Below are 20,491 nucleotides of genomic sequence, written 5' to 3' on the forward strand. Positions count from 1 at the left end.
GCATATGATATCTGAAAAAGGAAATATGAAGCATAAAAAAGATTATCCCGCTGCCGTAAAGCTGCTTTTCTGGCTTCCGGCAGCATGCATCGCCGCCGCCATCTTCTGGTTTTCCGCCCAGCCGGCGGCGGAGTCCACGGAGATGAGCGACACCGTAAGCCACTTAATTCTTTTACTCGGCACAAAGCTCGGCTTTTTCCACGGAAATCCGGCGCAGTATGCTGACCTCATCGAGCTCATGAGCTTCCCCGTCCGAAAAACCGCCCACATGACGGAATATCTTGTATTTTACTGTGCTGTCCGTTTCGGACTCCATTTTACATACCAGCCATTAAACGTGAAACGCCGTCTTCTCACCGCTCTCGCCATCGTCTTCCTCTACGCCTGCACCGACGAATTCCACCAGTTCTTCGTCCCTGGCCGCGCAGGACGGTTTACAGACGTGCTGATCGACTGCTTTGGGTGCGCAGTCGTAACGCTGATTTGTACAATAAAAAAGTCTTCTTCCCAGCGATGACCATTTTGCTGACGTCAGCAAAATGGTCATCTGTTTTTATTTCATTATTTTCTTATCGCATAAAAATGGGAGTCCCACATTTCAGAGACTCCCGCACCAAACAATCTTATTTTATTTTCATTCGCTTCTCTACATCTGCAAGCAACGGCATCGATGGAATTCCACCGAAATTTTCTACACATAGTGATGCCGCTGCATTTGCAAATCCGGCATATTCTACCGCCATATCTAATGTAATTTTTTCGATAGATTCATTTGACTGACTGAGTTTATAAAGAAATGTTCCCCAAAATGCATCTCCAGCTCCGGTCGTATCTACCACATTACTTTCAAATCCGGGAACTCTCTTTCCGCCTTCTGCATTTGCTATATATGCGCCATCTTTTCCAAGGGTAACTGCTACAAGTTTTACTCCCTTCTCCATCAGCACTTTTGCAGCCTGCTCCGGTTTCTTCTCATCTGTTAGAAGTTCTGTTTCCTCATCCGAAATTTTCATTACATCCACAAATGGAATCAAACTTTTCATTTCGCGCTTTGCTGTTTCCACATTCTCCCACAACGTTGCTCTGTAGTTCGGATCATAAGAGATGACTGCGCCTGCTGACTTGGCTGCCTTTATTGCTGCAAACGTAGTGCTGCGTGCCGGTTCCGACGTCAAAGACAGAGAACCAACATGGAATATCTTCGTGTTCCCAAGAATTTCCATATCCAGTTCTTTCTCTGTGATCTGCGTATCTGCCCCTGGCTTTCTCGCAAATGAGAAGGTACGTTCTCCTTCCGGTGACAGATCCACGAACGCGAGCGTTGTAAAATATCTTTCATCCAGAATAAAGCCTCTCGTATCGATCTGTTCCTTCTCTAAAATCTCCTTTAAAAACCGTCCATGCATATCCGTTCCGGCTTTTCCCAGAAATGCGGTTTTTGCCCCAAAACGAGCCGCTGATGTCAACGCATTCGCCGGCGCTCCACCTGGATTCTGTGCAAATAGTTTTTGTCCGTTTCTGCCGATTCCCTGATACGTAAAATCAATCAGGATTTCACCCAATGCTGTTATATCGTACATGCCTTCTCCTCCATAAATTTTACTCTCTCCAGAGCTGTCCCGGACAAGTAGTCATTTCCTCCGAGAATAAGCCTCTCAATTACCGGATGTCTCTGGACAGAAAGTTCCGGTAAATCATGAAATTTATAAATCTCAATTACCGTCTCACCGGCAGCAACCATACAGCAGAGAATCGTATGTCCGTCCACATGATTTACAACCGGATCAAAGCACGCGGTGAATCCCAGATTCTCATAAAATTGAATTGCAGCAGACAGGTCTGAAACCTGTAGTCCCACATGTTCAAGACCACAGATCGGTGTCCTGTTCGGCGGAATCTTTTTGTGCAGCTTCTGGCTGACCTCTATCGTAAATCCATATCCCGATATAATGTTGAAATAATTCATTCCTGTTCCATATACTTTTCCACTATACCGCGGTCCTCCGTTTTCTCCGAGCTGCAGATTTAATCCCCGGCTTTCGCAATATGCAATCGCCGCCTCGATGTCATGTGTCTCCAACGCAATATGTCGGAATCCCAGACACATATCATCCGGCCCGTATTTGTCTGCAAGATGTTCTTTGTCTTCTCTTAAAACCAACCGGAAATTTCCATTACGCAGACAAATCATCCCTTTATGATCTTCTTCCACAAAAAACAAATTTTCACAAAGCCACCTTTTCGCACCGGGCACATCTTCTACCAGAAGCTGCACTCCCCAAATGTACCTGTCGCCCATCCACTTTCACCTCTATATTCTCTGTCAGCCTGCCTTCTCTGTTATATTTCTGTTTCAGCCGTCATAGCGGATACTTCCGTCTTCATTTCTGCGGAAATGGCACATAAAGTGATCCCACGTAAGCTGCGCCATTTCTGCTGTGTAGGTATGCGGGCAGCTTCGAATGACTGTAAAGCACACCATCGGAGCATGATTTTGATCATACATTACCAATGTATGATATTTTCCATTATCGTACCAATTCTCAAACCTCGGTTCTACTCCGTTGCTGTGGCAGTAATTTTCAAGTGTTGCTCTCGCAATTGTGCCCGGATCCAGCGATACGGAAGCGATGTCATATTCTCCAAGCATAAACCATACCGGTCTCTGTGCGCAGCCTTCCAATGGCCGTACCTGTGGAGCCCAACCGTCCATTGCTCCGGTTGGTGCAAAAGCTGCAAACCGTTCCGGGATCCTCCGCGCCAGTTCCTGCGTCATATGTGAACCGTTAGAATGTCCTGTCACATAGATCCTGGATGGATCAATCGAATATGTCTTTTCCATGTAATCCAGCATTTTCTCAAAATAAGGCACCTCATCATGAAGCGGAACTCCCATTGATTCCAACGCCCAGTGCGGAACCGGAAATTTTGCCAGTCCGTCATTATAAGGATATGCCGACGCAAAGCATACAAAGAAATCTCTCTCTTCCGCAAGGCGATACCAGTCACTGGTACGTTCAAAATATTCTGCATTGCAGGACATGCCGTGAATCGCCACAACGAGAGGATACTTTTTTCCATCTCCAGATCGATATCCGGACGGAACATAGATATTCCAATATCTTGGCAGACCTTCTACGATTTGTTCTACTCGTACAACCCCAATCTCCTCCTGCGTTCTCATAGGCCTTAAACAGTTATTTCCAAAACTGCCCCAGCGTGAAAACCGCAGGACAAATTTTATCATTTCTTCATTAAGTGTTTCCCGTGATACCTCACTCACACTCTCGGAATTTCCAAGCCATGCCTGTGCAACAGGCTGTGCATTAACATAATACTGTCCGCGCTCCGGCTGCTCCAGATAAACTTCTCCATATGCATTTGCCAGACCTTCTTCTTTAGCCCGAAGAATCGTCCTCATATATTCGAATGTTTCCTTTGCTTTTCCACTTCGGTCAATCAGGAATCCGGGAATCGCAATATCTGTTTTCTTTAATGTCAAATCTCCATCCGATGGAAGTTTTCCGAGTATCTCCAGCAATTCAGGATCTACCGCACAGTTTCCATCAGCCGCAAAAGCTGCAAACGTCGCACTGTACGTCAGGGCAAATGCCGCGGCAATTTCCGCACCGGCACCGAATCCCATAACATACATATAGGATTCACAGATATCGACTGTCAGCCGCTGCACAAATTCTAATGTGATGATCTCCCACGCATAATCAAATTCTTTATCAATCTGTTCTCTGTCCCATTGGCTGCTTTCAAATACTACCAAAGCTGTATGATATTTTTCCGCCAGTGCGATCCAGTTTTCAGAATGAATAAATGCTTCCGCGTTCGTCCCATTTTCCGGGAATACAAAAATCCCTGCTCCCTTTGAGATCATTCCATCCGGCACATAGATTGCATATTTCCGCTCCTGGCCATTTATCACGATCGTTTTTTCTGTAATTCCAAGATTACACTGATAATACGGGCTGCTATGATTTAATTTATCTTCCGGGATCGGCGGAAACAATTCTCTGTGTCTGTTCCGTTTCGGCGGGTGATATTCTGTTCCTCTTGGTGCCCGTGGCATTAAGATCGATCGGTTATTTTCCGGGCTAAAATGAAAGCTCTCATATTTTCCCATAATCTTTACCTCTTCCTGCATTGCAGCAGTCATTATCCATGATATTGAATACTTCCGTCAGCCTCTCTTGTAAAATGGCATAAGAATGTATCCCAGGTAAGCTGTGCCATCTCTCCGGTATAGGTATGCGGGCAGCCTTTCATGATCGTATATCGGATCATAGGAACATGATCCTTATCATACATCACCAACGTATGATAAATTCCATTATCATACCAGTTTTCAAATTGCGGCGTCATATGGTTTGCACGGCAGTATGCTTTCAAAGTCTCTCGGGCAATACTTCCTTCCTCCACTGACGGAGAAGCCATATCATACTCGCCCATCATAAACGCAATTGGGCATTTCATATGATCATCGATCGGTTCGATTGCGTCCGCCAACTTGCCGCCCAGTGCACCCGTCGGCCCAAATGCCGCAAATCGTTCCGGCATTGTCCTTGAAAGCCTCTGTGTCATCCGGCCGCCATTAGAATGTCCAACTGCATAAATCCGTTTCTTATCGATCGGATACTTTTCTTCCATATCATCCAGCATTACCTTGAAATATTCGGATTCGTCCACACCTTCCTGATCCATCGGCCAAACACACCAGCCTGGAAGTGGAAATCTGCTTCTCCCTACATTTCTCGGATACGCGGCTGGATAAACTACAAAAAATCCACGTTCCTCGGCAAGCCGGTGCCAGTCACTTGTCTGTTCAAAATATTCCGGGCTGCAGGAAAATCCATGAATTGCTACAACAAGCGGATATTCCTTTTTGTCATCCGGCCTATAGCAGGAAGGTACATAGATATCCCAGTACCTTGGCAGTCCTGCGATTTCTTTCTCTACTCTTATTACTCCGATTTCCTCCCAGCTTCTCTTCGTCCGCAGATGGTTATTTCCAGATCCGCCCCACAGGGAAAAACGAAGGACAAACCGAAGCATCGCTTCATTTATTTCATTCTGGTCAAATTTCTTTGTACTATTTTCATCCGCAAGCCATACCTGCGAAATCGGCTGCTCGTTTACATAATAAGCTCCGCGTCTCGGCTGCTCCAGATATACGCTTCCATACTGATTGATCAGATTTTCTTCTTTCACGCGGTTGATCTCTTTTATATACTCGAATACAGCTTCAGCATTTCCCTTCTTATCAATGAGAAATCCCGGCATTGCAATTTCTGTTTTCTTCCATGTATCAATTCCATCGGACGGTAATTTTCTCAACACATTAAGGAGTTCTGGATCCACGCTGCAGTCTCCGCATACCGCAAATGCCGGAAATGTCGCACTATATGTAAGCGCAAACGCGGCAGCTATGCCAGCGGCGTCCCCCAAACCGATCGGATAGAAAAACGACTCACAAATATCGACCGTTGGTCTCTTACTGAATTCGTGATAAACAGTCGTCCATGCATAGTCAAATTCTCTTTCAATCTGTTCTTTTTCCCACTTCGGGCTCTCCAGGATCAGCAGCGAGACAAGATATTTATCTGCTAGTTGTTTCCAGTTTCCTGTCTTTATAAATTCTCCTGCTGTAACACCACTTTCCGCAAAAATTACTACACAGGCACCTTTTGACCAAAGATTCTGCGGTGCATAAAGTCCATACGGCCGTTTTGCGCCTTCCAGTTCTATCTCCTTCTTGAAAAATCCGGAATTCAACAGGCTATATGGATCTCTTCCCTTCAGTACTTCCTCCGGAATCGGTTCAAACGGGTTTACAAGCCTGCTGCTGTCCACATGATACTCTGTTCCTTTTGGAATTCTAGGCATCAGCATCGAACGGTTATTAAGCGGACTGAAATGAAAGCTCTGATATTTTTCCATGATGACCTCCCTGTTTATCTCAACTCACAACTTTTAAAGAGAATTGATCTCACGTACTCTGCAGCAGGATACAAAATGTCCTGGTTTGATCTCCTCAAGTTTCTGTGGCTTTCTGCAGTTTTCTGTCGCATAAACGCAGCGATCTGCAAACCGGCAGCCCGGCGGCGGATCGATCGGTGATGTGATCTCTCCCTTTAATACGATTCTTTCCTTTGGATGCAGAATATCTGTTGTCGGAATTGCGGACAAAAGAGCTTTTGTATACGGGTGAAGCGGCTCCGCAAACAATTCTTTCGTCGGACTTGTCTCTACCAGCTGCCCCAGATACATAACAGAAATATTATGTGAAATATGGCGTACTACAGACATATTATGCGTAATAAACATATACGCAAGTCCATGTTCTTCCTGCAGATCCATCAAAAGATTTAAAATTTGTGCCTGAATGGAAACGTCCAGTGCGGATACCGGCTCATCACATACGATGAACTTTGGATCCAGAGCCAACGCTCTCGCAATTCCTACTCTCTGTCTTCTTCCGCCATCCAGTTCGTGCGGGTAGCTCATCTTGATTCGTCTCGCAATACCCACCATATCCATCAGACGTTCTGTCTCTGCGTCTACATTCTGCTTGTCGCATTTTCCACTAATTAAGAGCGGTTCCTTAATCGTATCCTCGACTGTCATTCGAGGATTCAGGGATGAATACGGATCCTGGAAAATGATCTGAACATCACTTCTCAATTTTTTCAGTTCCTGCGGTGTCGGATTTGTAATATCTTTTCCATTAAAATGAACAGATCCCCCCGTACTCTTCTGAAGATGGATGATCGTTCTTCCAAGAGTTGACTTTCCACAGCCGGATTCTCCTACAACACCCATTGTCTCTCCGGCATCAATATTCATCGTTACGTCGTCTACCGCATGAACAGCACCTTTGGGACCATAGAAATATTTTTTTAAGTTTTTTACCTCTACAAGTGCCATACTAATCCTCCTTTTCTGCTGCTTCACAATATGGGCAGCTGCAGAAATGCCCCGGTCTTACTTCTGTCAGCGGGAATTTTATCGTTCTGCATTTATCCGTCGCATGCGGACATCTCGGATTAAAACAGCATCCTGTCGGAAGATCTGTCGGATCCGGTGGGAGTCCTTCAATATTGGCAAGTCTCCGCGTATCTACAGAAAGATCCGGAATTGCTCCGAAAAGGCCGATGGTGTATGGATGCTGCGGGTGAAGGAATATCTCCTCTTTTGAACCATATTCCAAAACTTCACCGGCATAGATCACTGCCACATTGTCGCACATTCTTCCAACAACACCGAGATCATGGGTGATCAGGATCATGGCTGTATTGTATTTCTTCTTCAGGTCATCCATCATATCGAGAACCTGAGCCTGAATCGTTACATCCAACGCGGTCGTCGGTTCATCTGCCAGAAGAAGATGTGGATTGCAGGCCAGTGCCATTGCGATAACAACTCGCTGCTTCATTCCACCTGAAAACTGATGCGGGTATTCTCCATAACGTTCTCTCGGAATACCAACCATAGCAAGCATATCTTCGGCCATCTCTCTTGCGGTTTTATCTTCTCTTGTCTGATGTTTTCGAATTACTTCCGCAATCTGCTCTCCAACCTTCATGATCGGGTTTAACGCTGTCATCGGATCCTGAAATACCATCGTGACCTGTCCGCCGCGGACCTTTCTCATTGCTGCCTCGCTGAGAGATAAAAGATCCACACCATCCAGAATGACCTTTCCACTCTTGACCTTCGCCTGAGCGTCCGGAAGAACACGAAGAATCGTTTTCGCAATGGTTGTCTTTCCTGCGCCGGTCTCGCCCACAAGTCCTAAAGTTTTTCCTCTTTCCAATTCAAAGGAAACATTGTTGACTGCATGTACAACTTTTCCACCTGTACGATACTCAACAACGAGATCCTCCACCTTTAAAAATTTTTCGCTCATAACATGTCCCCCTCTTTAGTCCTTTAACTTCGGATCAAGTGCATCGCGCAGTCCATCACCAAACATGTTCAGGCAGAGAACTGAAATTGCGATAAATAATCCAGGGAAAATCAGCATGTACGGATAATCACGAAGGAATCCTCTTGCGCCTGCCAGCATTGCTCCCCATTCAGGAGTCGGCGGCTGTACGCCAAGACCTATGTAACTCAAAGCTGCCAGTTCCAGGATCGCTTTTGCAACGCCCATTGTCGCAGAGACAATCAACGGAGACCAGCTGTTGGGAATAACATACTTCATAATTCTTCTTGCGGTACTGCAGCCGATTGCTTCTGCAGCTTCCAGATACTGGTTTTCACGTGTCTGCATAACCGTTCCTCTTAAGAGGCGGACATTGCCAGGAATCGTTCCGACTGCAATCGCAATAATTGTTTTATCAATTCCAACACCGAGAGCCGCGGAAATAATGATCGTTAAAAGCATAGACGGAATTGCCTGGATAACATCCAGAAGTCTCATAATGACCGTATCGGCTGCACCACCGAAATATCCTGCGATTGCTCCAACGACTGTACCGATAGCGGTTGAAAATAATACTGCCGCAATACTGATACTTAAGGAATATCTTCCACCGTAAAAGACTCTGGTAAAAATATCTCTTCCGAGATCATCTGTGCCAAACAGGTGCGCAGATGACGGTCCCTGCTTGATTGCCATGACGTCCATCTTATCATACTGATACGGAGAAACGATCGGGACAATGATAATCGCCAGAACCAGGATCACAAATAATGTCAGACCAAACATTGCGTTTTTGTTTCTGGACATCCGTTTTGCGAGGACCAAAAACGCATTTTCTTTTTTATATGTATTGTCCTTCGCCATCATTTTCCCTCCTTGCTCGGTTTCTTCTTTTTGCCCTGATTCTCGTAACGCGCCTTAATTCGCGGATCATTAAACGCGTAACAGAGATCAACTAACAGCATAATTACCGCGAATACTACTGCAAGCATGACAACGCAGCCACGAACGATCGGATAGTCACGCTGATTGATCGCTGTAATCATATACTGGCCGATTCCTGGAAATGAGAATACGTTTTCGATAACAATGGAACCGCCGAAAATAACCGCAAGGTTTGTTCCTGCCAGTGTAATGATCGGGTTCAATGCATTCGGAAGTGCATGTTTTAAGATAACTTCTCGCTGGGTCAGTCCTTTTGAACGCGCTGTGACAACATAATCCGCACGGATGACCTCAAGCATACTTGATCTCGCCTGTCGTGCCTGAGTGGCAAGACCACCGAAACAAAGTGAAACTGTCGGAAGTACATAATACTCCCAACCGCCGATTCCGCTTGCCGGGAACCAGCCAAGTTTTAATGAAAATAAGAGTACAAACAGCATTGCAAGCCAGAATGTCGGAATCGAAACGCCGAGAAGTGCAATGATCATGCTGATTCTGTCTCCCCAGCCATTCTGGTGAACCGCTGCCGTTACGCCAAGCGGGATTCCGATACCAAACGCTAATACCATTGAGGCAATTCCCAGAATCAATGTTCTCGGAAGTCTCTGCATAATTTCTCCCGCAACCGGAGCACCTGTCAGATAAGATTCACCCAAATCAAAATGAAGAAATACATCCGATAAAAATTCTCCAAGCTGCACGATAAATGGTCTGTTTAAGCCAAGCTGTTCTCTCATCTCCGCAAGTTCATATTCCGACGCTGTACTCCCCAGCATGATCTGCGCCGGATCACCGGGAACCAGGTACAGAATACCGAAGATCAATGTCGCAACGAGCAGTACTACAGGTATCATCTGCAGAATTCGTTTGCCAATAAATCTGATCATTCTTCTTCCTCCCAAATACCTCTGTTTTTAGGAATCGGCGTGCCGAATCCAAATATATGGTTCCTGCACGCCGATGCTTGTTGTCATGTAACTATAAAAACTGCATTGCAATTTTCATTGATTTTTATTCCATAAGCTTAGTTCCAAACGTAAGTAGATGCGCCCGGAAGGAAGTTGGAACGGATGCTGTATTTTGCACCTGTAATCTTATTCTTATTTGTAATATAGTAGTTGTCTTTATGGAAGAGACCATAATGGTAAGCTTCCTCGACCATGTACTGCTTTGCGGCATCAATGTCCGCAGCGTCCTGAGAAACGGCTGCTGTCATCAGAAGATTGTCCAGTTTGTCATCTCTTACCATTGCCATGTTATGCTCTGCGTAACGTGTGCTGTTTAACTGGTTCCAGATACGGGTAATATAACCGTATGCGGAGTTATAAGAAATATTAAGATCGAACTTAGTCGGGTCTGTCTGATATGTATTCCAGAGAGCCTGTTCAAAGGATGTAACCTCACTGTCAATTCCAACTTCTTTTAAGTATGCCTGAATGATCTGTGCAGTCTTTACACGAACCTCATCTGTATCGCAAAGAATTGTAAGTTTCAGACTTCCATCAGCAACTCCGGCTTCCTTTAAGAGTTCTTTTGCTTTTTCCGGATTATAGTTATAATAATCCTCTGTTTTCCATTTTTCCTGGAATCCAATGTTCAAATCACTGCCATAGCAGTAAACCGGCTCACCATGGCCTTCCATAACCACATTGATCAGTCCCTGCTGGTCAATTGCGTAAAGAACAGCCTGCGCAATTTTAAGATCGTTTAACGGACTTTCTGTAGAACGGTTGATCCACATCTGCTGAATGTAGTTATCGCGGGCTTCTTCTACATTAAAGTTCGCAGCACTCTCTCCGCCCTCCATAAAGCGGCCTGCATTTGAATAGTTCAGAGAGGTCGCAACATCATAAATACCGGTCTCAAGTCCGATTGCGATCTGAGAGGACTCTGTAACGAAATAATATTCGATCTTATCGACATTCTGTTCCTGACACTCAACACGAAGATCTTCCTTCTGCCAGTAGTCTTCATTCTTTACAAGTGTAAGGGAAGAACCTGTTACCCAGGACTCAACCTTGTATGGGCCGGTTGCAACCGGCATGGTTCTCATGCAGTCTCCGCTGTCCTTGTATGCTTTCTCTGAAACGATCATAACCTGAGTCAGCATATTCTCAACTTCTCCTGCTGCCTCACTATTGCACACAAGTTTTACTGTATAATCGCCGGTCTTTTCAATTGATACAAGGGAACCGGTCAATGCTGTATGCTGGTTTCCCTTACCATTTTCAAGACACTCGTTAAAGCTGAATACTACATCGTCTGCGGTAATATTGTTTCCCGCTGTATCTTTAATATAATCGTAAAGTTCGATATCCCATACCACGTTTGTCGGAGTAGATTCCGCTTCGTTCTTTGCCCAGTTTTTCGCAAGTATTCCGTAGTACTCACCATCACCACCCATATAGATCAGGTTCTCATATGTATACGCCAGAACTGTCCAACGTCCGCTGGAAGATCCCTCATCGAATGTTCCAAGGGAACCCGGGTCTGAAGTATATGCAATTTTAACAACCTTCTCCTGATCACCTGCCGGTGCTGCTGTCTCAGTTCCAGCTGCTGCCGTTGTTGCCGCCGCCGTTGTTTCCGTTGAACTGCCTCCGCCGCATGCTGTCAACGAAAGCATCATTGCCGCTGCCATAGCGCCTGCAAAAATTCGTTTCGCACTCTTCTTCATATCGTCCTCTCCTTTTTTGTTATCTAGTCCCCGATGGACCATTACTCGTTCTGTCAAACGTTTGCGTAAACGTTTAACTTGTTCTGTGGTTTCATTATACCCCCGCCATATATGTATTGTCAATTATTACTAATTTACAAATGCTTTTTCGCTTTTTTGTGTACTTTTTACATATTCCTCAGTTTTGCGTTATGGTTAATTTGTCTTGTTTTATTTAATTGACATCAATATTTTTGGGTGATATACTTATGTTAAACGTTTTACAGTGTTGTGAAGGGGGAATAAATGCATATGTCAAAAGTTAGTATTCGTGATGTCGCTGCCCTTGCCGGCGTATCTACTGCCACCGTCAGCCATGTCATCAATAATACCCGTTATGTAAAAGAAGAAACGAAACGGCTTGTTCTGAAAAGTATCGAAGAACTTCACTACAGTCCTGATGCGACTGCACGAAGTTTTAAGACGGGAAAGAGAAATTTAATTGCATTTATTGTACCTGATATTTCAAATCCCTTCTTTGCGACAATGATCGAGGAAGTTGAAAACGTTATCTCCAAAGAAGGCTTCAAGCTTCTCGTTATTAATACAAAGGAAACGAAAGAGCGCGAGATCGACAACCTGAGAATTTTATCCAGCGGTATTGTCGATGGTTTTGTTCTGGCCTCTACGGTTGAAAACTACTCTGATATTTCAGGAATCGTTCCTCCCAGTATTCCTGTTGTCTTAGTTGACCGCTCCCCTTTAGGCGCTCCCTATGATTCCGTGATCTCCGCAAACTATCAGGCCATGTCCGATGGAGTGGAATACCTTATAAAGAAAGGACATTCTAAAATCGGATTCATCACCGGGATTCCCCGCATTTCCACAACAAAAGAACGTCTTGATGCCTATCGCGATACGATGGAAAAACATGGAATCTTTTCTGAAGCCCTGATCCGTACCGGAACGTCTATGACTTCTCTGGTAGTTGAGAATCTCGATGCGCTTCTGGCGCTTGGCTGTACTGCTCTGGTTATTTCCAACAATATTATGGCGATTGAGACTATGATGATTTTAAATCAGCGTGGAATCCGCCCCCACCATGATATTGATCTGATCGGTTACAAAGACAGTGAACAGGCACAGTATGGTCTTCAGCATATGAGCCTGATCAAGCAGCCAGTTGCCGAAATGGGGCGCGCGACAGGAAAGCAGCTTCTGGAACGCCTTTCCCATCCTGATATGCCGATTCAAAGAATCATACTCCCAGCAGAATTTCTTCCGGTCGATTGAGTCCTCCCATTTTTATATCATTTTCTCATACATAGGCAGTTCTATTTGAACTTCCACGCAAACAAAAAAGCTTTTTCAGCATCAGTTTTATTCCTCTAAAACATGTACTGAAAAAGCTTTTTGATTTACAGCATCGGCACCACCACATTCCCCCAGAACCAGCTCACCGGCATGACGAGCACCATCGCGGGGATCATATCGGCGACCGGGAAGTTGTGGATCTTTGCGATGCGGAAACCTGTGGCCAGAAGAAGAAAACCACCGCAGGCCTTGAAGTCCGCGATCATATCCGGTGTGGTAAGCGGAAAGATGAACTTCGCCGCAGCGAAGATTGCGAGAAAGATCACGCACTGCGGGATTGCAACAGCCGCGACCACCATTCCCAGGGTTCCTCCAAAAATCATCGCAGTAAAGAAGTCCAGAATGGACTTGGAGATCAGAATCGTGTGGTCACCACTCATTCCGGAATCCAGAGATCCATAGATTCCTGTTCCGCTGGCACAGAACAGCACGATGATCGTCACGAGCATCGTCATATACTCTTCTCTGGACATGGACGCATTCTTATTCGGGAAGATCTTTCCGACCGGCTTCTCCATGCACGCCGCGCCGCTGTTGATGATCCCGCCGAGATTCACCGCCAGCCCAAACGCGGTCCCAATGATCACCGCAAAGATAACGGCGGGCATATTTTTCATAAGGCCGATGGAGCTCACGCCCATTCCCATGGAGCAGACGCCGAAGATCTTCGTGAGCTCTGAATTGATCCTTGTGGGCAGCTTATGCCCAAATAAAGCCCCGACCACACCGCCGCTGGCGACGGACAGGGCATTGATGATAATTCCTACTGGCATACATCTTTCTCCTTTGCAAAAAGGAATGTGCCTTGGCACATTCGTGCGTCTCGCGCGGTTGCTTGCGACAACCTACATCTTTGCGCAAGTAACACAAACAACTGCGGTGCAAAGGAGTCCCTGCACCGCAGAATTGACAGTTCGTTATTTAATTTTAGCACAAAGTACGGTACAACGCAAACACTTTACCTCGCAAAAGTGCATGTGAAGTGCATGTTCCCAATTACCATTTTGACAACATTCTTCTCATTTAAGTCGAACGACCGTGAAACTTGGCGCGTGATTCTGGTCAGCGAAGCTGACTTATTCCTATCAAAATCACTGCGCATCCTCGCGGAGCGTTTCCCAGCCGCTTCTTAGATCCCATGCACCGCGTCACACATGGACTTCACATACTCTTTCACATACGGAACCGCATCTTTTCCATACGTTCCGCAGAGCTTCACGATCGCGGAACCAACGATAGCGCCGTCGGAGAGACCTGCCATCTTCTTTGCCTGCTCCGGGGTGGAGATTCCGAAGCCAACCGCGCACGGGATATCTTTCGCCTTTTTCACAAGCTTCACCATCGCGCCGATATCCGTTGTGATCTCGCTTCTCGTTCCGGTAACGCCAAGAGAGGATACGCAGTATACAAAGCCGGACGCCTCTTTCGCGATCATGCTGATTCTCTCATGGGAGGTCGGGGCAATGAGGGAGATCAGATCCATATCATACTTTTTGCATACCGAATCAAACTCTTCTTTCTCCTCATACGGCACATCCGGCAGGATCAGTCCGTCCATGCCAAGCTCAGACGCCTTCTTAATAAAGCGCTCTGTTCCGTAGGAGAACACAACATTCGCGTATGTCATGAATACCATCGGAATTTGTGTATTTTTCCGAATTTTTTCAACCATTGCAAAAATTTTGTCGGTGGTCACGCCGCCGGACAGGGCGCGGATATTTGCCGCCTGGATCACCGGTCCCTCTGCCGTCGGATCGGAGAACGGGATACCAAGCTCGATGAGGTTTGCGCCTGCCTCCTCCATTGCGTATACAAGCTGCTCCGTGACCTCTAAGGACGGGTCACCGCAGGTGATAAACGGGATAAATGCCTTTCCATTTCCGCCTTTGAAGGCGTTTGCGATCTTACTCATGAATATCCTCCCCTCTGTATCTTGCGATTGCTGCACAGTCCTTGTCTCCTCTTCCGGAAACATTGACAACAATGATCTTATCCTTTCCCATCGTCGGTGCGAGCTTCATTGCGTATGCGATGGCATGGGCGCTCTCGATCGCCGGGATGATTCCCTCGATTCTGGAGAGATACTCGAACGCATCGACTGCCTCGTCGTCAGTGATCGCCACATACTGGGCCCGTCCGGTATCGTAAAGGTTCGCATGTTCCGGTCCGATTCCCGGGTAATCAAGGCCTGCAGAGATGGAATATACCGGGGCAATTTGGCCGTACTCATCCTGGCAGAAGTAAGATTTCATGCCGTGGAAGATTCCGAGACGTCCTGTGGCGATGGTCGCCGCTGTCTCTGCCGTGTTCACACCGCGTCCTGCTGCCTCACAGCCGATGAGCTGAACGTCTTTATCTTCAATAAAGTTGTAGAATGCGCCGATGGCATTGGATCCGCCGCCAACACAGGCAAGAACTGCATCCGGAAGACGTCCCTCTTTCTCTAACATCTGCTCCTTGATCTCCTTGGAGATAACCGCCTGGAAGTCACGGACGATAGTCGGGAACGGATGTGGTCCCATACAGGAGCCGAGAACATAGTGGGTGTCCTCGATCCGGTTCGTCCACTCTCTCATTGCCTCCGAAACAGCATCTTTGAGGGTTCCTGTTCCGGTTGTCACCGCATGCACCTTTGCTCCGAGAAGGCGCATTTTGTAAACATTTAATGCCTGACGTTTTGTGTCCTCCTCGCCCATGTAGATCTCGCATTCCATGCCGAAGAGCGCTGCCGCTGTCGCTGTCGCTACACCGTGCTGGCCTGCGCCTGTCTCAGCGATGACACGGGTCTTTCCCATCTTCTTCGCGAGAAGCACCTGACCGAGCACGTTGTTGATCTTGTGGGCACCGGTATGGTTTAAGTCCTCTCTCTTTAAATAGATCTTCGCTCCGCCGAGATCCTTTGTCATGTGCTCCGCGTAGTAGAGTCTTGATGGTCTGCCCGCGTATTCATTTAAAAGTATTGTGAGTTCTTTCTGGAATTCCGGGTCATTTTTGTAATGGTTGTATGCCTCTTCGAGTTCCAGTACCGCATTCATAAGCGTCTCAGGAATGTACTGACCGCCATGCGCGCCAAATCTGCCTTTTGACATATTTTTTTCCTCCTCGTGTAAACTGGTTTATTGTCTGTAACTGTCCATACCCATATTTCCGGAGTGATTTTTCAAATCTCCGCCAGACAGTCATCGAAATCGTGATTTTGTAGCAGCGGAAATGTTACTTAACCGTTATCATATTTTCTATTTTTGCAGACCACAGGTGTGAAAAAATCACGGCTGCCGACTGACTTTTATCTGCTGTAAAACTCTCTTACCAACGGATAAATGTTCTTATATTTCTGATAGATCCCGTGGTATTTCTCCGAGACTGCCGGATCCGGCTCCACCGTATCACAGTGTCCCTGGCTCTCCAGTGTCTCGATAAAGGACTTGTAATCCGGGATCACGCCCTCCGCCACAAACACCGCCGAGGCGATGGCCAGTGCCGGTAAAAGGTCCGGATCCTTGTATACAAAGATCTTCTGTCCCATGACATTGCTTAAGATCCGGCACCATCGCCGTTCCCTCGCTCCGCCTCCGATCAGCGTGATCTTTAACGCCGGATGGTCGAACAGTTCCAGTCCCTGACGGATGGAAAATGCCACGCCCTCGAGGACACTCTGTGCCATATCCGCCGCCGTGGTCTCCTGGGAGAGACCTAAGAAGCTTCCCCGGACGCTGCTGTCCATGATCGGGAACCGCTCACCTGCCACATAGGGCAGGAAGAACAGTCCGTGACTTCCGGGTTCCGCTTTCTCAAGAAGCTCTGAGATATACCCGAAATCCGGTGCCCCGTCGGGATCCCTGGACAGGATCTTCGCGATCAGCCGGTGGGCGTTTCCGCCGTTTAGGAACGGGACTACATTGATGAGCAGGTCCTTCTGCATCGCCGCCAGATTGAATCCGCCGCCTTCACTCTCCATCCTTTGGTTGGACACGGCTGCCACCCAGCCGGAGGTTCCGAGGTTGATGTTGTACTCCCCCGGTGCCAGGATGCCGCTGGCAAGTGTCGTCGCTCCCGCATCCCCGGTTCCGGCATAGACCTTTGTTCCTACCGGATAACCACTCTCCGTCGCCCCGGTCTCCGTGACCGTGCCGACACACTCATGGGCGTAAAAAAGTTTTGGGAACTTCTTAATATCGACTCCCGCCGCTCCAATCAGCTCCTCCGACCAGATCTTCCTGTCCAGATCCATGGCCCCCGCCGTGGAGCAGGCGGTCATGTCTCCGGCGAACACACTGGTAAGTCTACCTATTATATAGTCCTTCGAGCTGATGAGAAAACATGCGGTCTTCTCATAAATCTCCGGCTCATTTTCTTTTAACCACAGGATCTTCGCAAGCGGCATCGATCCGTCAAAGTGGTTTCCCGTAATCTCCGCAATATACGCATCCCCGAGAGGCACTACATTCCGCCTTGCCGCCTCTCTTATGATCACCCGTGCCTGCTCGTCCGCCCGACCGTCGGAATAAAGGATCGCATTCCGGAGTGCTTTTCCTTCTGCCCCAACCGAGATCACATCCTGCATCTGTCCGGAGAAGATAATAGCCCCAATCTCCTTTGGCGGGATGATCTCAAACATCTCTTTTGACAGCTTACAGAACGACCCATACCACTCATCCGGATCCTGTTCCTTGAAGTTTCCCGTTTCGATGGTGTGGATCACGGAGCTTCCGGTAAAGACGGGCTCTCCATTTTCGTTCACGACCACTGCCTTGACGGCTGTCGTTCCGATATCAAAGGTTGCTGCTAACATCTATTCCCTCCCCGTTCCGTACCGTTACACAGTACTGGGGATTTTGCCAATCCTTCGCATCCTAAATTGGTAAAATCCGCTCTCTCAATGTTATTTTACGGTATTTTCGGTACCAAAAATCCCTACCGTGAACCATGACCCGCGCCGAGTTTCTGGAGCACGACCGCGAGAATGATGATTCCGCCGGTGATAATGTTCTGCATGAAGCTCGGCATCTGAAGGATCGTGAGTCCGTTCGCCAGAACCGCCAGAATGATGGTTCCGACTAAGGTTCCGACCACGCAGGGAACACCGCTCTTTGAAACGGTGCATCCGATAAATACCGCTGCGTAGGACTGCAAGAAATATCCCTGCCCCGCTGTGGTATTCGCGGAACCTACACGAGATGCCACGAGAGCGCCTGCAAGACCTGCCATTGCCGCGCTGAGCGCAAAAGCGAGAATCCGGTAACGGAAGATCCGGATGCCTGCCGTCTCCGCAGCCTCCTTGCTTCCACCGATGGCATAAAGCTTTCTTCCGGCTGACATGTGGTTCATAAACATGTGGAATACGATGTAAAGCACCGCCGCAACAATGGTGATAAACGGGATGCCCGCGATTTTTAAGATCCCGGGGATCGTAAACGCCTTCGGGATCCCATGAAATACGGTCGTTCCTCCGGTAAGTCCGTAAATCACGCCGTCCAGCACGGTTCCCATACCAAGTGTTGTAATAAAGGAAAGGATCCCGAACTTTGCTACGATCCCTCCGTTCACGCAGCCGACGATCAGACCGGCCACTACCGCTGCCAGAAAGCAGACTGGGATCGGAACACCCTGAATCGATAAAAGCGCTGCAACCACGCCGCCAAGGCTCACGATATTTCCGATGGAAAGATCGAATTCATTGATGGTCATGACAAATGTCGCTCCTAAAGCCACCATGGCGAGGGGCGCTGCCTGACGCGTTATATTAAGGAAGTTTTTCAGTGTAAAAAACGACGCAGGTCTCAGGAGTCCGAAAATTCCGATGATGACAACCAATGCCGCCACCGTTCCGTAATTCTTTAATGTTTTTCCTTTCATCAGTCGCTTTCCTCTCTCTCCGCCTCATAACAGCACGCCAGCACGTCCGTCGGTTTCAGGTCTTTATTCTCAAATGTCTTTCGTACTCTTCCGTATGCCATGACGGCAACCTCATCGGCAACCTCTAAAAGTTCCGTGAGATCGGACGACACGTAAAGGACGGCTTTGCCCTTTTTTGCCTCTTCCTTCAGAAGCCTGTGGATCTCCTGCCGTGTTGCCACATCCACCGCCTGAGTCGGCTCATCGCAGAGCCAGATCGACGGCTCTGTAAGGAGTGCCTTCGCGAAGACAACCTTCTGCTGGTTTCCGCCGGACAGCTCCTTCGCCGGCTGGCTCACACCAACACATTTGATCTTTAATGCCTCGATCATGTCCATCGCCTTTTTGTCGGCCGCCCGCTTTTGAAACCAGCCGCTTTTCGTGTAGCGATCGATGGATGAAAGCATCATGTTCTCCTCGACGGTAAATGCGGGGATCATGGCTTTTCCTCTCCGGTCCTCACAGATAAACGCCATTCCCTGGCGGATGGATTCCGACGGGGTAGGACGGGTTGTGGTCTTTCCGTCTATCGTAACCTCACCGCCTGCCAGCTTTCTCGTTCCGTAGATGCATTCCAGGAATTCTGTCCGCCCGCTTCCGCAGAGCCCGAACATTCCGGTGATCAGCCCGGTCTTTATTTCCAGATCGACACCGCGGACGATTCCGTCCCCGGAGCGGATCCCGTGGATTTCCAGAGCTGTTTTTCCGATCTTTCCGTCGGCACCTGTTCCCAACAGCTCAGCTCCCTGAATATCCGTCTTTTCTGCTTCACTGCTCACTGTCTGCTTTACTCCGCCTTTACCAGATGCCTTATCTGCCGCTCCGCCCTGAAGCTCCGCCTCAGCATCCTTTCCAGCTTTTCCGACGCCATCCGCGACTTCATTTCCACTCATCAGCCGTACCAGCTCTTTTCTGCTGGTTCCTGCCGTATCCACCGTGGACACCAGCGTTCCGTTTCTCAAGACCGTGACCCGGTCTGCCAGCTCCATGATCTCTTCCAACCGGTGTGTCACATAGAGGACCGAGGTTCCTTTTGCCTTTAAGTTTCTCACGATGGAAAATAACAGATTCGTCTCCTTATCGGAAAGGGACGCTGTCGGCTCATCGAGGATCAAAAGCTTACAGTCACTCATCATCGCCCGGACGATCTCCACGCATTTTTTCTGTGCCGGGGTCATCATGGAAACCGGTTTCTTAAGGTCAAGATGGATCCCAAACTCCTCTGCTTTCGCCGCGGCTTCCCGTTCCATCTCTTTCCATCGGATCAGCCCGCCTTTTACCGGATAGGGTCTTCCGAGACAGATATTTTCCATTCCCGTAAATGCCGGGATCAGGACGTTGTCCTGAAAGATAATGTTGATCCCCAGCTTCCGGCTCTCTTCCGGTCGGATCACCTCCGGAAGATCTTTTCCGTTCCACAGGATACTGCCGCCGTCTCTCTTGTAGACACCGCCTAGGATCTTGATGAACGTGGACTTTCCGGCTCCGTTCTCACCGATGAGGCCATGGACCTCCCCCTCACCGAGAGAGAAGTCCAGACCTTTTAATGCGTATACACCGTTAAATTTTTTATCTACGCCCTTTACATCCAGCAACATCCTGTTTACCTGCCTTAATTTTTGTTTCTATTCTCCGTTTTATGCCTGTTCAGCGTTTTTAGTATCATGCCCGTTGAAACAGCACTT

General features: G+C 47.7%; 17 protein-coding genes. 2 read left to right on the forward strand and 15 right to left on the reverse strand.

All coding sequences use genetic code 11. The annotated features are described in order from the left end of the window. Window positions 1-25: 25 nt before the first annotated feature. Window positions 26-517, forward strand: coding sequence for a VanZ family protein (locus tag DW826_RS02435; protein ID WP_181967963.1), 492 nt, complete (start codon window positions 26-28; stop codon window positions 515-517). Window positions 518-623: 106 nt separating this feature from the next. On the opposite strand, the gene DW826_RS02440 is transcribed toward DW826_RS02435, so the two are convergent. The 9 genes from DW826_RS02440 to DW826_RS02480 form a co-directional block, all read right to left on the reverse strand. Then, complete coding sequence (locus DW826_RS02440; protein WP_117551928.1) at window positions 624-1,580, reverse strand: carbohydrate kinase; 957 nt, start codon at window positions 1,578-1,580, stop codon at window positions 624-626. Further along, complete coding sequence (locus tag DW826_RS02445; protein ID WP_147352456.1) at window positions 1,568-2,161, reverse strand: VOC family protein; 594 nt, start codon at window positions 2,159-2,161, stop codon at window positions 1,568-1,570. The genes DW826_RS02440 and DW826_RS02445 overlap by 13 nt, the downstream gene beginning before the upstream one ends. Window positions 2,162-2,353: 192 nt before the next feature. Beyond that, window positions 2,354-4,135 carry a PHB depolymerase family esterase gene (locus DW826_RS02450; RefSeq protein WP_181967964.1) on the reverse strand — a complete coding sequence of 594 codons (1,782 nt, stop codon included), beginning with the start codon at window positions 4,133-4,135 and terminating at the stop codon, window positions 2,354-2,356. 32 nt (window positions 4,136-4,167) lie between these two features. Beyond that, window positions 4,168-5,949 carry a PHB depolymerase family esterase gene (locus DW826_RS02455; protein ID WP_117551932.1) on the reverse strand — a complete coding sequence of 594 codons (1,782 nt, stop codon included), beginning with the start codon at window positions 5,947-5,949 and terminating at the stop codon, window positions 4,168-4,170. A 33-nt stretch (window positions 5,950-5,982) separates the two neighbouring features. Further along, window positions 5,983-6,936: an oligopeptide/dipeptide ABC transporter ATP-binding protein gene (locus DW826_RS02460; protein WP_117551933.1), complete on the reverse strand. Its 954-nt coding sequence runs from the start codon at window positions 6,934-6,936 to the stop codon at window positions 5,983-5,985. A 1-nt stretch (window position 6,937) separates the two neighbouring features. Then, entirely contained in the window at window positions 6,938-7,918 is a 981-nt protein-coding gene (locus DW826_RS02465; RefSeq protein ID WP_117551935.1) for an ABC transporter ATP-binding protein, read from the reverse strand. Between the two features lie 15 nt (window positions 7,919-7,933). Continuing rightward, entirely contained in the window at window positions 7,934-8,800 is an 867-nt protein-coding gene (locus DW826_RS02470; protein ID WP_117515182.1) for an ABC transporter permease, read from the reverse strand. Next, window positions 8,800-9,768 (reverse strand): ABC transporter permease, encoded by a 969-nt coding sequence (locus DW826_RS02475; protein ID WP_117515180.1) that lies wholly within the window; start codon window positions 9,766-9,768, stop codon window positions 8,800-8,802. The genes DW826_RS02470 and DW826_RS02475 overlap by 1 nt, the downstream gene beginning before the upstream one ends. 137 nt (window positions 9,769-9,905) lie before the next feature. Next, complete coding sequence (locus DW826_RS02480; RefSeq protein WP_181967965.1) at window positions 9,906-11,558, reverse strand: ABC transporter substrate-binding protein; 1,653 nt, start codon at window positions 11,556-11,558, stop codon at window positions 9,906-9,908. A gap of 291 nt (window positions 11,559-11,849) precedes the next feature. Between DW826_RS02480 and DW826_RS02485 the strand changes: the two genes are divergently transcribed. Further along, window positions 11,850-12,830: a LacI family DNA-binding transcriptional regulator gene (locus DW826_RS02485; RefSeq protein WP_181967966.1), complete on the forward strand. Its 981-nt coding sequence runs from the start codon at window positions 11,850-11,852 to the stop codon at window positions 12,828-12,830. Between the two features lie 125 nt (window positions 12,831-12,955). On the opposite strand, the gene DW826_RS02490 is transcribed toward DW826_RS02485, so the two are convergent. The 6 genes from DW826_RS02490 to DW826_RS02515 form a co-directional block, all read right to left on the reverse strand. After that, the gene (locus tag DW826_RS02490; RefSeq protein ID WP_015552930.1) at window positions 12,956-13,684 is read right to left on the reverse strand and encodes a DUF554 domain-containing protein; all 729 of its coding nucleotides are present in this window, start codon (window positions 13,682-13,684) and stop codon (window positions 12,956-12,958) included. Window positions 13,685-14,040: 356 nt separating this feature from the next. After that, complete coding sequence (gene trpA, locus DW826_RS02495; protein ID WP_015552929.1) at window positions 14,041-14,823, reverse strand: tryptophan synthase subunit alpha; 783 nt, start codon at window positions 14,821-14,823, stop codon at window positions 14,041-14,043. After that, window positions 14,816-16,000, reverse strand: a complete 1,185-nt coding sequence (gene trpB, locus DW826_RS02500; RefSeq protein WP_015552928.1) for a tryptophan synthase subunit beta — start codon at window positions 15,998-16,000, stop codon at window positions 14,816-14,818. The genes trpA and trpB overlap by 8 nt, the downstream gene beginning before the upstream one ends. Window positions 16,001-16,197: 197 nt before the next feature. Further along, window positions 16,198-17,703, reverse strand: a complete 1,506-nt coding sequence (locus DW826_RS02505; RefSeq protein WP_117515175.1) for an FGGY family carbohydrate kinase — start codon at window positions 17,701-17,703, stop codon at window positions 16,198-16,200. Window positions 17,704-17,825: 122 nt separating this feature from the next. Continuing rightward, window positions 17,826-18,767 carry an ABC transporter permease gene (locus DW826_RS02510; protein ID WP_117515173.1) on the reverse strand — a complete coding sequence of 314 codons (942 nt, stop codon included), beginning with the start codon at window positions 18,765-18,767 and terminating at the stop codon, window positions 17,826-17,828. Then, complete coding sequence (locus DW826_RS02515) at window positions 18,767-20,404, reverse strand: sugar ABC transporter ATP-binding protein (RefSeq protein WP_117551937.1); 1,638 nt, start codon at window positions 20,402-20,404, stop codon at window positions 18,767-18,769. The genes DW826_RS02510 and DW826_RS02515 overlap by 1 nt, the downstream gene beginning before the upstream one ends. Between the last annotated feature and the right edge of the window lie 87 nt (window positions 20,405-20,491).

The sequence above is a fragment of the Clostridium sp. AM34-11AC genome, assembly GCF_003435375.1.
Taxonomy (GTDB): Bacteria; Bacillota; Clostridia; order Lachnospirales; family Lachnospiraceae; genus Pilosibacter; species Pilosibacter fragilis.